Origin of the sequence: Pseudoalteromonas sp. MMG010, assembly GCF_018100905.1 — a bacterium.
Lineage (GTDB): Bacteria > Pseudomonadota > Gammaproteobacteria > Enterobacterales > Alteromonadaceae > Pseudoalteromonas.
The window spans coordinates 16,741-30,703 of sequence record NZ_JAGJEG010000016.1 but is presented as its reverse complement, the minus strand read 5'-3'; the positions used below and the strand labels follow the sequence as shown (position 1 = coordinate 30,703).

Here is a 13,963-nt window from a genome sequence, read left to right as displayed (position 1 = left end):
TAATGCGCTGGTGAGGTTTAAAATTCCATGAGTGAATTTAAAAACATTTTACAGCTTGATAAGCAAAGCCAACGTGCTTTGCTTGCAGATGCAAACGAATTGTTAGCGCCTATGAGTGCTGAACAACGTGTTGCATGGGCGCTTGAAAATTTACCTGATACTGCTTTTTTATCATCTAGTTTTGGTATTCAAGCTGCGGTAATGCTGCATTTAATGACCTCGCAGCGCCCAGATATTCCTGTTGTTCTAACTGATACCGGTTACTTATTTCCAGAAACATATCAGTTTATTGAGCAGATGAAAGAGCGCTTATCGTTAAATTTACATGTTTATCAAGCAACATTAAGTCCGGCATGGCAAGAAGCTAAATTTGGTAAATTATGGGAGCAAGGCGAAGACGGTATTAAGCAATATAACCAACTTAATAAAGTCGAGCCTATGACTCGTGCCCTAAAAGAAATTGGGGCAGGAAGTTGGTTTAGCGGCTTAAGACGCGATCAATCATCAAGTCGTGCAGATAAACAGTTTGTAGAAATAAGCCGAGGCACCGTTAAGGTCTATCCAATTATTGAATGGACAAACCGCGACGTTTATCAGTATCTCACGAAACATGATTTACCTTATCACCCATTATGGGAGCAAGGGTATGTATCGATGGGAGATGTTCATACTACGCGTAAATTAGAGCCGGGTATGAGTGAAGAAGAAACGCGTTTCTTTGGTTTAAATCGTGAATGTGGTTTGCATATTGACGGCGATGGAATATAACCAATAATAATATTGAAAAGCAGCGTAATCGCTGCTTTTTTTTTGCTAAAATAAAAGACCTATGCTGATTTTCTGGCTATAACCTAAAGGATGAGATGAATGAAGTATTTTAGTTACATTGTTATTATGGTGCTTATTATTAGTGTAACTGCATTATTTTATTTAAAAAAACCTGATGGCGATACATGGTTAACACCAGCGGGTATTAAACAACATGTTGTGGAACAAAAAAATAATGTAAACGGGCTATTTGATGATGCAATAGAGACTGCAGCCGGTGTAACCGAAAGTACAAAAAAGCAATGGCAGAGCCTAACAGGGAATAGTACAACAGAACAACCTACCCAGATTTACCAGTGGCAAGATGCAACCGGGCAGTGGCATTTTTCTGATTCACCCAATAAACAGGGCGAGAGTGAACAAGTCGCGCTCGACCCTAAAGAAATCACCGTGATTGCTGCAGAAGATACCTCTATTTTGAGTGAAAATCACAAGGCAGTGAAAAAGACTCAGAGCGATAAAACGACACCAAATACGTATTCACCTGATTCAGTGAAACAGCTATTTAGCGATACAGAAAAAGTAAAAGCGCTGCTAGAGCAGCGCAATAAAGAGCTAGAAAACTTTTAGTCGAGTAAATTACGTAAAACATACTGTAAAATTCCGCCGTGCTTATAGTAATCCCATTCTTTAGGGGTATCTATACGCACATCGGCGCTAAAACTCACTTGTTTGTTTTCTGTATTAGTCGCAATAATGCTTACTTCATTGGTTTTATCGTATAAACCTTCAATATCAAATTGCTCTTGTCCGGTTAACCCTAGCGATTCATAACTTTCACCTTCTTTAAATTGCAGTGGTAGCACTCCCATTCCAATTAGGTTAGAACGATGAATACGCTCATAACTTTGTGCAACAACTGCTTTTACGCCGAGTAATAATGACCCTTTTGCAGCCCAATCTCTTGAAGACCCTGTACCATATTCTTTTCCGGCCAAAATAATGAGTGGAATATTATCTTCTTGGTATTGCATTGCAGCATCATAAATACTGGCCAAATCACCTTTGGGTTGTATACGAGTTACGCCACCTTCGGTGCCCGGGGCAAGTAAGTTTTTAAGACGTACATTAGCGAACGTTCCACGCATCATTACTTCATGATTCCCCCTTCGAGAACCATAAGAATTAAATTGTGCTTTTTCTACGTCATGCTCTTGTAAATATAAGCCTGCGGGAGCATCTGCTTTTATATTCCCTGCTGGCGATATGTGGTCGGTGGTTACCGAGTCACCTAACTTAGCTAAGCATCGAGCGCCTGTAATAGTAGGAAGGCCAGGGGGCTCAATTTGCATACCTTCAAAGAATGGGGCTTGTTTAATATAAGTGGATGCTTCATCCCAATCGTAGCGTTTCCCTTCGGGAATTTGTATTTTTTGCCAATGGCTATCACCGTCGTACACATTAGCGTAGCTTTTTTCAAACATCTCTTTTGTCACTGTTTTTTGTACCAACTCATTAACTTCTGACACACTTGGCCAAATGTTTTTTAAGTAAATATCGTTACCATTTTCATCTTGTGCTAGCGGTTCGTTGTAAACATCAATATCGGTTCTGCCAGCAATTGCGTAGGCGACAACCAGTGGTGGAGAGGCCAAAAAATTCATTTTAACATCTTGATGAATTCGTCCTTCGAAATTACGGTTACCCGATAAAATCGAGCTCACTACGAGCTTGTGTTTTTGTATCGCATCTGTAATTTCAGGTGCTAAAGGACCCGAGTTACCAATACAAGTTGTACAACCGTAACCCACTAAATTAAAACCAAGACTTGCTAAATCGTCCATTAAATTAGCTTGTTTTAAGTAATCAGTAACAACTTGTGAGCCAGGGGCTAATGAGGTTTTCACCCAAGGCTTTACACTAAGGCCTAACTGCTTTGCTTTTTTAGCGACTAAGCCTGCTGCTAAAATTACACTTGGGTTTGAAGTATTGGTACAGCTAGTAATAGCGGCAATAACACAAGCACCATCGTTGAGTTCAAACGTTTGGTTTTGCATTTTTACTTTTGCGGCTCCCATGTATTGAGCTTCTTCGATAGGTTCATCTGGGTTAGTTGCAGGGCCTTCGCTTTCTATTTGAGCTTGCTGCTGATCGCTTTTATCACGATATGCTAAACGCTCATCTTGAAAGCCTTTTAAATGTTGGCTAATCGTATCGCCCGCTTTATCAAGTGCAATTCTATCTTGAGGGCGCTTAGGGCCTGCTAGGCTAGGGACTACTTCGTCTAATTTAAGGACTAGGGTGTCGGTATAGCTTGCTTCATCACCTTGGTTACGCCAAAGCCCTTGATGCTTTGCATAATCTTCAATAACTTTTAAATGTTGTTCATCACGATTGGTTAATCGTAAATAATTAATGGTTTCGTCATCGATAGGGAAAATGCCACAGGTAGCACCGTATTCTGGAGCCATATTTGCTATAGTCGCCCTATCAGCAAGCGGAAGGTCGGCTAAACCGTCACCATAAAACTCGACAAACTTTCCGACAACACCGTGGCTGCGTAGTTTTTCGGTTACGCAAAGTACCAAGTCGGTAGCCGTGGTACCTTCAGGCAGGCGTCCTGCGAGCTTCATCCCAACGACCTGAGGAATTAATAAACTAATAGGCTGGCCTAACATCGCTGCTTCGGCCTCAATGCCACCGACACCCCAACCTAATACACCTAAGCCGTTTATCATGGTTGTATGAGAGTCGGTACCGACTAAGGTATCGGGGTAGGCTGTTTTGCGTCCTTGTTGATCTTCATCAAATACAACACGGGCTAAATACTCTAGGTTAACTTGATGTACTATCCCCGTTGCCGGTGGGACAACTTGTAAATTCTCAAAGGCCGTTTGTCCCCAACGTAAAAACTCATAACGCTCTTTATTTCGTTGATATTCTAACTTTGTATTTAAATCAAAAGCATCTTTACTGCCGTAGCTATCTACTTGAACAGAATGATCAATGACTAATTCGGCGGGTGATAATGGATTAATTTTAGCGGGGTCGCCGCCTAGCTTTTGCATCGCATCGCGCATTGCAGCTAAATCGACAATAGCGGGAACGCCGGTAAAATCTTGCATGACGACACGTGCGGGTGTAAATGCGACTTCGTTACTCGGCTTTGCATTGGGATCCCAATCTAACAGTGCTTGAATATCTTGTTTTTTTATATTCACGCCATCTTCATTGCGTAATAGGTTTTCAAGCAAAATCTTTAACGAAAATGGTAATCTCTTTGCTTTATCGCCTAAACCTTTAAGCGAGTAAATATGGTATTGCTCAGAATTAATTGTTAACTGTTGCTGAGTATCAAAACTATTCATAATCTGCCCCTTGGTAATTAAATTAATGCCTTTGGAAGAGTTTTATAGTTTTATTAGCTGCAAACAGTATACCAAAACACAAAAGTGTAAAAATCAGAACTGAGCAGTGCTTTTGAAAGTGTATTTAGTTTTTTTAAATGCTGAAATTTAAGGGTTGTATAACACCATACGCATTTTATATGCGGGTTATTTAAGCCAGCCTAAACGATTGCCTTTAATACTTAGGGCCAGTAAACATATTGCAATAATAATAACCAATAAAGGCATTGTAATTGCGCTAATACCGAGGAGGTTAATACTATCTATCACAATAAAATTATAATATTGCTGTACTAATATGCCGCACAACGACAGTGTACATAACACACTCGCTAATTTATTTTTATATATTAAAAGCAAGCAAGCGAGTGTCCCTGAAAACACGGCAATAGCAAATGCAAGGGTGGCCCAATAAGGGATGTTTGAATAGGAAGCTTGTTGATCTAATGGTAATTTACTTAGAGTTTCGGGTGTCATCATTAGTTGTATTATAAATGCGGTTACACCTAGTAAATTCCAAATTAATGCAGCCCAAGCAAGTGGCTTTAGCCAGTTAGGTGCGATTGCGGTCGTCATAATATAACCTTATTATTTTATCAATAAGGTTATTAAAGAGCAGATTTGTGAGTAATACAAGGTGACCTATGAAGGCGATGTTAATTAGCCAAAAGAAATAGGACGACGACCTGTATTTTCATCTACTTTTGGTTTTTTATTACGCTTTCGCTTATTTTTTACCGGGGCTGTAGTCGTGCTCTGTTGATTCACTTTTTCTGGTGCTGCTGGCGGATTTTGAGGGCGTGTAGCTGCAACTGCATCAGCACTAAGAGTGAGTTGAAAAAACTCGCCATCGAATGCGAGTACATCACCACTGTATAATTTTTTCCGTTTGATTGTACAAATTTCATGGTTCACACCAACATACCCTTCACCTATTAGCGCTTTAGCTTGGCCTCCGGTTTGAACTAAGTCGAGCACTTTTAGCAAGTTACATAACTCTATCGGCTCTTCTTCTAATTCAATTTCAATGTATTGTTCGCTCATTTTACGTCTCTGTAATAGGTGTGAAGCCTTTATTATAAAGGCTTGTGCTGGTGATTGCACCTACGGATGTAGATGTTCAATGCGATGAGGAGGTAAATTTTTTAGAAACTTTTTTGCCACTCCTCGTGTCTTTAACAAGTCTGTAGTAATTAGTTGCTAGAGTTTGAAAATGAAATGGCCTGTTACTTGCTCAAAGGTAAAAAAAATAGGTAAATAATAAAGAAAGGTGTAAAAATGGGTGTTAGGTTAGCATTAAAAAAAGATTTAATGGGTTTGGATAATTCGGGTTTATTAACTGCCGATGATGTACGAAGTCATTTAAAATCTAAAGTTGGTGTTCATACTTGCGAACAAAGTTTTTCTATAATTTCTAAATTTAATGACAGCCATTGTCAAATTGTGTGCGGTGAATTTAATAAAAAGACCCCACTTAAGTACCAACGTCATCGCTTATTTAAAGAAATTTTATATACACGAAGTAGTGTTGATGCCTGGTTTAATAGCCAAACCAGTCATACCAATCAGTAATAATATTTAATTAAGCGAATCGGTATTAAATTGTTATTGATACTACTCTCTAATAGGCTAGCGTTGTGATCACTAGAGGTAGCTATGAAAAATGCAATTTTAATCGGTGTGTGGGTATTGCTATTAGCTGCGTGCCAACAACCTACTGTTTATGTTTTTAGTGAAAACTTACAAGATGAGCAGCGCAATCAACTAGAGGCCGCACTAAACGCACAAAACCTCCCTTATGAATATGTAGAGCTGGCCATTCCATCTGATTTTGGTGAAGCCACCTTGCTTTTATCAAGCGATAAAATTTACCAAAAAGAGACTCAGCAATTAGCTATTATTATGCAAGAGCTAGGTTATCAACCTGAAATTAACTACATCACACGTGCAAATCACTTTTATGGTGATGGTAATATTGGTTTTTATTTAAAGGGTGCTGATGGAGAAGATGCTTTTACTATGCCGTCTCGGTTAAGAACAACCTATTGCAGCGACGATAAATACAATGATTTAGCGGTTAGATTTTCAAATGAATACGTTGAATTTACATTACCAAGTGGTGCAGTAGTGAGGCTGAGGTGGGAGTATTTATATGGTTATGTTGTTATTTATTTTAAAACCTACTCGCAAACATACAGCCACTCACAGCCGCTTGTAGCGACGCCCTTTGGCGCCAAGCCATCAGATACTTACACTATTACGGCACATGTTAATTACCCCGGTTGGCTTGATTGCTCATTGCAAACGGTTTACATGGACTGAACTAACCGTGGGTTTCTATATGCTCACTAAGCTTTGCAATGCGTAAGCTCATTCCTTCGATTATCTGGTCTTTTATTTTTTCGCGGATCACATTGGGAAGCTTTGTTAGGGCTTCTGGGGTAATGGCCAGTACAATAGTGTCGGTTTTAGCACGAGCATTGGTGCTACGCTCTCGGTGACTAATAAAGGCACCTTCACCTATAAAGTCACCTGGCTCAATAGTACCTAGCTCTAATAAATGATTATGCTTAAACACTAATAATGCACCGCTGAGTACAATATATAAATGTTTGTCGTTATCGAACCGTTTAAACAAAAACTGATTTTGATTAACTAAATATAAAAGGCCGAACGATTCTAAAAGCACTTGGCGTTCACCCAGCGTGAAATCTTTAAAAAAGTGCAGCCTATTTATAATCTCCATTTGTTTAAACAAAGGAATATGTTCAATTAACTTCATTAATAACCAAAATTAATAAGGAGTGTTAGTTAATATTGCGCTCTTTTAACTTTCGGGTCAATGTGTTGCGACCCCAACCTATTTTTATTGCCGCTTCTTGTTTATGCCCAGAACAATTAGCTAATGCAGCTTGAATTAAACGCGTTTCTAATTGGGCTTGTACATCTGGCCAAATATTTTCTTTACCCTGTTTTAGCTCTTGATTTAGCCATTGCTGGAATGCATCTAGCCAATCACCTTCTTGCTGTGATGGTGCTACGCAGAGGATTTCAGGAGGTAAATCTTGTTCACTCACCAGTTCACCAGGAGCCATAACTGTCAACCAGCGACACGTGTTTTCTAATTGACGAACATTTCCAGGCCAATTAAATAACCTTAATTGTTCGGTGGCTTTTGGGCTGAGTATTTTGCTTTCGACCTGTAAGTCTTTAGCGCTTTTATGCAAAAAGTGCTGCGAGAGTCGCTCTATATCTTCAGTGCGCTCCCTTAAGGCTGGTAAACGCAGGCGAACAACGTTCAAACGATGAAATAAATCATCCCTAAATTTACCTTGTTTCACTAAATCTTCTAAATTTTGATGGGTGGCAGCAATGATGCGTACATCAACTTTTATACTTTGATGCCCTCCCACACGGTAGAATTCACCATCGGCGAGCACGCGTAATAAACGTGTTTGCACATCCAATGGCATATCGCCAATCTCATCTAAAAATAGGGTGCCACTATTGGCTTGCTCAAAGCGACCTTTACGCACACTATCCGCACCGGTAAAAGCACCTTTTTCATGACCAAATAACTCAGATTCTACAAGTTCTTTGGGGATTGCCGCCATATTTAAGGCGATAAATTGATTTTCTTTACGTGGACTATGATTATGTAATGCGCTAGCGACTAACTCTTTACCAGTACCTGACTCACCATTGATTAAAACACTCATGCTTGAGGCTGATAGTTTACCTATTGCTCTAAACACTTCCTGCATAGCAGGGGCTTCACCAATGATGTGTGCGCTTTTAGGAGGTTCTTGCTTGCGCTTAGTTTTTTTGGATGAATTAGCTCTACATGCACTTTCTACTAACGCAACGGCTTCGTTTAAATCAAACGGCTTGGCAAGGTATTCAAATGCCCCTTTTTGAAAAGCGTTTACCGCAGAGTCTAAATCAGAGTGTGCGGTCATTATAATCACTGGTAAACCCGGATTTTGCTCTGCAATAAGCTCTAGTAACGCCATGCCATCCATACCAGGCATGCGTACATCAGATACCAACACAGTTGGTTGACTAAACTTAAGTGCACTTAATACATCTTGTGCATTAGCAAAGCTTTCAGCTTCAAAACCAGCACGAGTGAGTGCTTTTTCAAGAACAAAACGAATCGAAGCATCGTCATCAACAAGCCAAACTGTTTTCATGTAAACTCCCAACCATTAATCTGTAAACGGCAGATAAATATTAAATTCAGTATGGCCAGGCCAGCTATCACAATCTATATAACCGTCATGTTGATCAATGAGCGTTTGTGCTATAGAGAGCCCTAATCCTGATCCCCCCTCTTTATTGGTGGTCATAGGATAAAATAAGGTTTCTTTTATACTGTGATGTATGCCTGGTCCATTATCAGATATTTGGATCAACAGTGCCTTTTTAGGGGCCTTTCCTGGGCGACGGTGCTGGTGGTTTATACGCGTTTTTATTGTTATTTCACCACCATCAACAAGTGCTTGTTGTGCATTTCGCACTATATTCAATACCACTTGTTGAACTTTACCCTGATCAATATACACATCGGGAATACTCGGATCATAATCTTTCTTTAAGCGTATATTGGTACAGTTATCTAACGTACTTAGCTTAATTACCGACTCTAACGTTTGGTGGATATTACCATACGTTTTTTGTGGTAGTTGATTAGGTCCTAATAGTCGGTCAACTAACTCTCTTAAGCGATCAGCTTGTTCGATAATTAGTTCGGCACATTGATCTCGTTCTTGTTGATCAACTTCATATTGCAATAACTGCGCCGCTCCGCGAATTCCGCCTAACGGATTTTTAATTTCGTGCGCTAAACCACGAATTAAATTGCGGGCTGCTTGGTATTGGTGCATTTGATTTGAGGCTTGATTGTGCTTAATTTCGTCGTCTGTTTGGCGACATTCAAGTAGCATATAAATATGGTTTTTGAACTTAATTTGCCTTGAGCTTATCGTTAATTTAGCATGCCTAGCATCGATAAAAACCACGTCAGCCCTGTGCTGGTAGCAGTCTATGCCATCTACATAGGAGTATTGAGTTATACTTTTTAAATCAATCGAATGGTAGTTAAATAAGCTATCGAAATGTTGTCCTAATATACGTTTTGGCCCTAAGCCTAATAGCTCGCTAGTACTATTATTCGTATAAATTAATTTGTAATTTTCATCGAGTAACATGACTGCTGTCGATTGGTTTTGCCAAATTATATCAAAGAGCTCTTGGCTCACATTATTATTTATTGTCATTCCTGCACCACTTTAGTGCGTTAATATTTAAAAAGTAATTTGTATATTAAATTACTAAATGATCAGTGAGTTTATTTATTTCACTTTATGCTTTTTTTATGTAGGTAAAAAATGTGGATGTCACTTAATGCGACCACTTGTTTTCCTCGAAAAACCTTTACTTGTAATGTGTGTTCCCCGCGGTCAATATTATTGAGTACAAATATTGCTGTATTGCCTGGTGTCCCTTGTGGTTTATCATCTAAGAATAACTGTGCTTTAAAGCTTTTATCGAAAATAGGTTCAATTCTACTGGTTACATAAATTGTACCTGTATTTTCTCTAATTGTTTTTTTATGCTCAGGTGATGTTATCAGTACTCTATATTTTATATTAGTAGGTTGTTGTGGTTCATGAAAAGAATGAGAGTCTGTACTGGGCATTACTAAATTTTTACTAAGTAATTTAACTTCTTTTGCACCGACTCGTGGTGTATCTGAAAATACTAATATGCCATTTTTATCCTGCCATGCATAAATTTTCTTTTCATTACTTAAGCTGTCGTTACTCAATAATAATAGAGTGAACAAAAAAAATAATTTTTTGACTACTTCCACTTCGCTTCCTTGCAGTTAATACATGTATTAACTTTAGTGGAGTCTTTCGTAATTTACCATAAAAAAAGCCCGCATAGCGGGCTTATTATTTATACAATATTAAATTATACGCTGTAGTACATTTCAAACTCAACTGGGTGAGTTGTCATGTTTAGTTTTTCAACTTCTTGAGATTTAAGCGCAATATATGCATCGATTAAATCATCAGTAAATACACTACCTTGAGTTAAGAATTCACGGTCTGTATCAAGTGCTGATAATGCTTCTTCTAGTGATGATGCAACTTGCGGGATCTCAGCAGCTTCTTCAGCTGGTAAGTCATATAAATCTTTATCCATTGCATCGCCAGGATGGATTTTATTTTTAATCCCGTCAAGGCCAGCCATAAGCATTGCTGAGAAAGCAAGGTATGGGTTAGCTGTTGGATCAGGGAAGCGTACTTCAATACGACGTCCTTTAGCTGAAGGCACAACAGGGATACGAATTGATGCAGAGCGGTTACGTGCAGAGTAAGCAAGCATTACTGGAGCTTCAAAGCCAGGTACTAAACGTTTATATGAGTTAGTAGATGCATTTGCGAAAGCATTAATTGCTTTTGCATGTTTAATGATACCACCAATGTAATAAAGTGCTTCTTCAGATAAACCGCCGTATTTGTCACCTGCAAATAAGTTTACGCCGTCTTTACCAAGAGATTGGTGACAGTGCATACCTGAACCGTTATCGCCAACGATTGGTTTTGGCATAAATGTCGCTGTCTTTCCATATAAATGAGCCATGTTATGAATAACATATTTCATCTCTTGGATTTCATCTGCTTTTAAAACCATTGTATTGAAGCGAGTCGCGATTTCGTTTTGACCTGCTGTTGCAACTTCATGGTGATGTGCTTCTACTACTTGGCCTAGCTCTTCAAGAACTAAACAAGTAGCTGAACGCCAATCTTGTGATGAATCAACTGGTGAACACGGGAAGTAACCGCCTTTAACACCTGGGCGATGTCCTGTATTACCGCCTTCGTAATCTTTATCAGAATTCCATGATGCTTCTTCTGCATCAATTTTATACATAGAACCTGACATATCTGATTTGTATTTTACGTCATCAAAAATGAAAAACTCTGGCTCTGGACCAAATAATACTGTGTCGGCAATACCGGTAGACTTCATGTATTCTTCAGCGCGTTTCGCAACTGAACGAGGGTCACGCTCGTAACCTTGGAACGTAGATGGTTCAACTACGTCACAACGTAAAATTAATGTAGCTTCTTCTGTAAAAGGGTCTAGCTTAGCTGACTCAGGTACTGGCATGAGTACCATGTCTGATTCGTTAATGCCTTTCCAGCCTGCGATTGAAGAACCGTCGAACATTTTACCGTCTTCGAAAAAATCTTCATCTACTTGATGATGAGGGATCGATACATGCTGCTCTTTACCTTTAGTATCTGTAAAGCGTAAATCAACGAATTTAACGTCATTTTCTTTAATAAAATCTAAAACCGATTGTGACATGCGTCCTCCAACTGTTGGGTTTTATTATTGCTGCGTAAATATACTACATAGTTGCATAAGTGCTTTAGTATGAGACTAAGCTGATTTTATGCCATTATTACAACTTGTTGTTTATACTGTCAAAAAATAAATTAGAATGATTTTACATTGCACTGTCGCTCCAATGTGGTGCGTTAATAATCCAAATTGGTGCGTTGGTGTTGATTTAAAAATTGTTTGTAAAATAATCTGTCTTTGCAGCATATCTTAATTTATAAATTAAGCCAAAATTATCTCAAAACCGGCTAAATTGGTGTTTTTTAGAAAATTAGAAAATAAATTTAATATAATTTTAATATATAAAACAGTTGCTTAGGTAAGTCATGAAGAAAGTTTCGAAATTTGTTTTGGATAAACTTTCATCCATGGCCTTAATAAGGGATAATATGCACCCTTTTAAATCCTATGCTTGGACATCTGGTGAAAATGCAGATGAGTGCGTAGATCTTGCAGGATCAATGAGAATAAAATTCTCTGAGTAAAAATATGAGCATCGAACAGTTAAGAAATATAGCGATTATCGCGCACGTTGACCACGGTAAAACAACATTGGTTGACAAACTACTTGAGCAATCAGGTACATTAGAAACACGCGGCGGTAACGAAGAGCGTGTGATGGACTCAAACGACATTGAGAAAGAACGTGGTATTACCATTTTAGCTAAAAACACAGCTATTTCATGGAATGATTACCATATCAATATCGTAGATACCCCGGGACACGCCGATTTCGGTGGTGAAGTTGAACGCGTACTTTCGATGGCTGACTCAGTATTATTACTTGTTGATGCTCAAGAAGGTCCAATGCCACAAACGCGTTTCGTAACGCAAAAGGCATTCGCGCAAGGCTTAAAGCCAATCGTCGTTATCAATAAAATTGATAAGCCAGGTGCACGTCCTGATTGGGTTATGGATCAAATCTTTGATTTATTTGACAATCTTGGTGCAACTGACGAACAGTTAGATTTTAAAGTGATTTATGCATCAGCTATCAATGGCTGGGCAACACTCGATTTAGACGAGCCATCAGATAACATGGAACCTATGTTTAAGATGATCGTTGACGAAGTATCACCACCGGATGCAGATCCTGAAGGTGACTTCCAAATGCAAATCTCTCAGCTTGATTACAACTCTTACAAAGGTGTAATTGGTATTGGCCGTATTAAACGCGGTTCTGTTGCGACTAACCAACAAGTTACGGTTATTGGTGCTGACGGCACAACTCGTAACGGTAAGATCGGTTCAGTACAAAGCTACTTAGGCCTTGAGCGTATCGACACTGATAAAGCTTATGCTGGTAACATCGTTACTGTAACTGGTTTAGGCGAGCTTAAGATTTCAGATACGCTTTGTTGTCCTAATAACGTTGAAGCATTACCACCACTAAGTGTTGATGAGCCTACAGTAACAATGACGTTCTCTGTAAATAACTCACCGTTTTGTGGTAAAGAAGGTAAGTTTGTAACATCACGTAATATCCGTGAGCGTTTAGACAAAGAATTAGTACACAACGTAGCACTTCGTGTTGTAGATACAGATAACCCAGATAGCTTCCGCGTATCGGGTCGTGGTGAATTACACCTAGGTATCTTAATCGAGAACATGCGTCGTGAAGGTTACGAGCTAGCTGTATCACGTCCAGAAGTAATCTTACGTACTGTTGATGGTGTGTTAGAAGAACCGTATGAAACACTAACGATTGACTGTGAAGAAGAGCACCAAGGTTCTATCATGGAGCAAATTGGTCTTCGTAAGGGTGAGCTTACTGACATGGCACCAGATGGTAAAGGTCGTATGCGTATGGACTTTATGATCCCAAGCCGTGGCTTAATCGGTTTCCAAACTGAATTCATGACATTAACGTCAGGTTCTGGCTTACTTTATCATACGTTTGATCACTATGGTCCGCACAAAGGTGGCGAGCTAGGTGTTCGTAAGAACGGCGTAATGATTGCTAACGCAACAGGTAAAGCACTAACTAACGCATTATTTAACTTACAAGAACGTGGCCGTTTATTCATCGGTCATGGTGTTGAAGTTTATGAAGGTATGGTTATCGGTATTCATAGCCGTGATAACGACCTTACCGTTAATGCCCTTAAAGGTAAGCAACTTACTAACGTTCGTGCATCGGGTACCGATGAAGCACAAACACTTACACCAGCACTTAACTATTCACTTGAGCAAGCGCTTGAGTTTATTGCTGATGATGAGCTAGTCGAGGTTACACCTGAGAACATTCGTATTCGTAAACGTCATTTAACTGAAAATGAGCGTAAACGTGCGGGTCGTGCTCCTAAATCATAATCTATTCATTTAGAGCTCTGATTTTAAAAGCCGCTGTATTGTAAAATACAGCG

General features: G+C 39.2%; 13 protein-coding genes. 5 read left to right on the top strand and 8 right to left on the bottom strand.

Features of this window, described 5'->3' with window-relative positions; all coding sequences use genetic code 11:
- The first annotated feature begins 27 nt into the window (after positions 1-27).
- Both J8L70_RS14240 and J8L70_RS14235 read left to right on the top strand, forming a co-directional pair.
- Positions 28-768 (top strand): phosphoadenylyl-sulfate reductase, encoded by a 741-nt coding sequence (locus J8L70_RS14240; RefSeq protein WP_211056265.1) that lies wholly within the window; start codon positions 28-30, stop codon positions 766-768.
- A 99-nt stretch (positions 769-867) separates the two neighbouring features.
- Complete coding sequence (locus J8L70_RS14235; RefSeq protein ID WP_211056264.1) at positions 868-1,398, top strand: DUF4124 domain-containing protein; 531 nt, start codon at positions 868-870, stop codon at positions 1,396-1,398.
- Here J8L70_RS14235 and acnA read toward each other — a convergent pair.
- The 3 genes from acnA to J8L70_RS14220 all read right to left on the bottom strand — a co-directional run bounded on the left by acnA (position 1,395) and on the right by J8L70_RS14220 (position 5,219).
- Positions 1,395-4,139 (bottom strand): aconitate hydratase AcnA, encoded by a 2,745-nt coding sequence (gene acnA / locus J8L70_RS14230; protein WP_348772162.1) that lies wholly within the window; start codon positions 4,137-4,139, stop codon positions 1,395-1,397. The genes J8L70_RS14235 and acnA overlap by 4 nt on opposite strands.
- A gap of 183 nt (positions 4,140-4,322) precedes the next feature.
- On the bottom strand, positions 4,323-4,751 hold the full coding sequence (locus J8L70_RS14225) for a hypothetical protein (protein WP_211056262.1): 429 nt from the start codon (positions 4,749-4,751) through the stop codon (positions 4,323-4,325).
- Between the two features lie 84 nt (positions 4,752-4,835).
- Positions 4,836-5,219 carry an RNA-binding S4 domain-containing protein gene (locus J8L70_RS14220; RefSeq protein WP_211056261.1) on the bottom strand — a complete coding sequence of 128 codons (384 nt, stop codon included), beginning with the start codon at positions 5,217-5,219 and terminating at the stop codon, positions 4,836-4,838.
- A 234-nt stretch (positions 5,220-5,453) separates the two neighbouring features.
- On the opposite strand from J8L70_RS14220, the gene J8L70_RS14215 reads away from it, so the two are divergent.
- Together J8L70_RS14215 and J8L70_RS14210 are read left to right on the top strand one after the other, a co-directional pair.
- A complete protein-coding gene (locus tag J8L70_RS14215) occupies positions 5,454-5,747 on the top strand; it encodes a hypothetical protein (protein ID WP_211056260.1) in 294 nt (97 codons plus the stop codon).
- A gap of 84 nt (positions 5,748-5,831) precedes the next feature.
- Positions 5,832-6,497: a hypothetical protein gene (locus J8L70_RS14210; RefSeq protein ID WP_211056259.1), complete on the top strand. Its 666-nt coding sequence runs from the start codon at positions 5,832-5,834 to the stop codon at positions 6,495-6,497.
- Between the two features lies 1 nt (position 6,498).
- Here J8L70_RS14210 and J8L70_RS14205 read toward each other — a convergent pair whose 3' ends face one another.
- From J8L70_RS14205 to glnA, 5 genes are all read right to left on the bottom strand, one after another.
- Positions 6,499-6,957 (bottom strand): cyclic nucleotide-binding domain-containing protein, encoded by a 459-nt coding sequence (locus tag J8L70_RS14205; protein ID WP_211056258.1) that lies wholly within the window; start codon positions 6,955-6,957, stop codon positions 6,499-6,501.
- Positions 6,958-6,982: 25 nt separating this feature from the next.
- The gene (ntrC, locus tag J8L70_RS14200) at positions 6,983-8,368 is read right to left on the bottom strand and encodes a nitrogen regulation protein NR(I) (protein ID WP_211056257.1); all 1,386 of its coding nucleotides are present in this window, start codon (positions 8,366-8,368) and stop codon (positions 6,983-6,985) included.
- A 15-nt stretch (positions 8,369-8,383) separates the two neighbouring features.
- Positions 8,384-9,454, bottom strand: a complete 1,071-nt coding sequence (gene glnL, locus J8L70_RS14195; protein ID WP_211056256.1) for a nitrogen regulation protein NR(II) — start codon at positions 9,452-9,454, stop codon at positions 8,384-8,386.
- Positions 9,455-9,534: 80 nt separating this feature from the next.
- On the bottom strand, positions 9,535-10,050 hold the full coding sequence (locus J8L70_RS14190; protein ID WP_348772161.1) for a DUF4124 domain-containing protein: 516 nt from the start codon (positions 10,048-10,050) through the stop codon (positions 9,535-9,537).
- A gap of 104 nt (positions 10,051-10,154) precedes the next feature.
- Positions 10,155-11,561, bottom strand: coding sequence for a glutamate--ammonia ligase (glnA, locus tag J8L70_RS14185; RefSeq protein ID WP_211056255.1), 1,407 nt, complete (start codon positions 11,559-11,561; stop codon positions 10,155-10,157).
- A 525-nt stretch (positions 11,562-12,086) separates the two neighbouring features.
- Between glnA and typA the strand changes: the two genes are divergently transcribed.
- Positions 12,087-13,910 carry a translational GTPase TypA gene (gene typA / locus J8L70_RS14180; RefSeq protein WP_211056254.1) on the top strand — a complete coding sequence of 608 codons (1,824 nt, stop codon included), beginning with the start codon at positions 12,087-12,089 and terminating at the stop codon, positions 13,908-13,910.
- Positions 13,911-13,963: the final 53 nt, after the last annotated feature.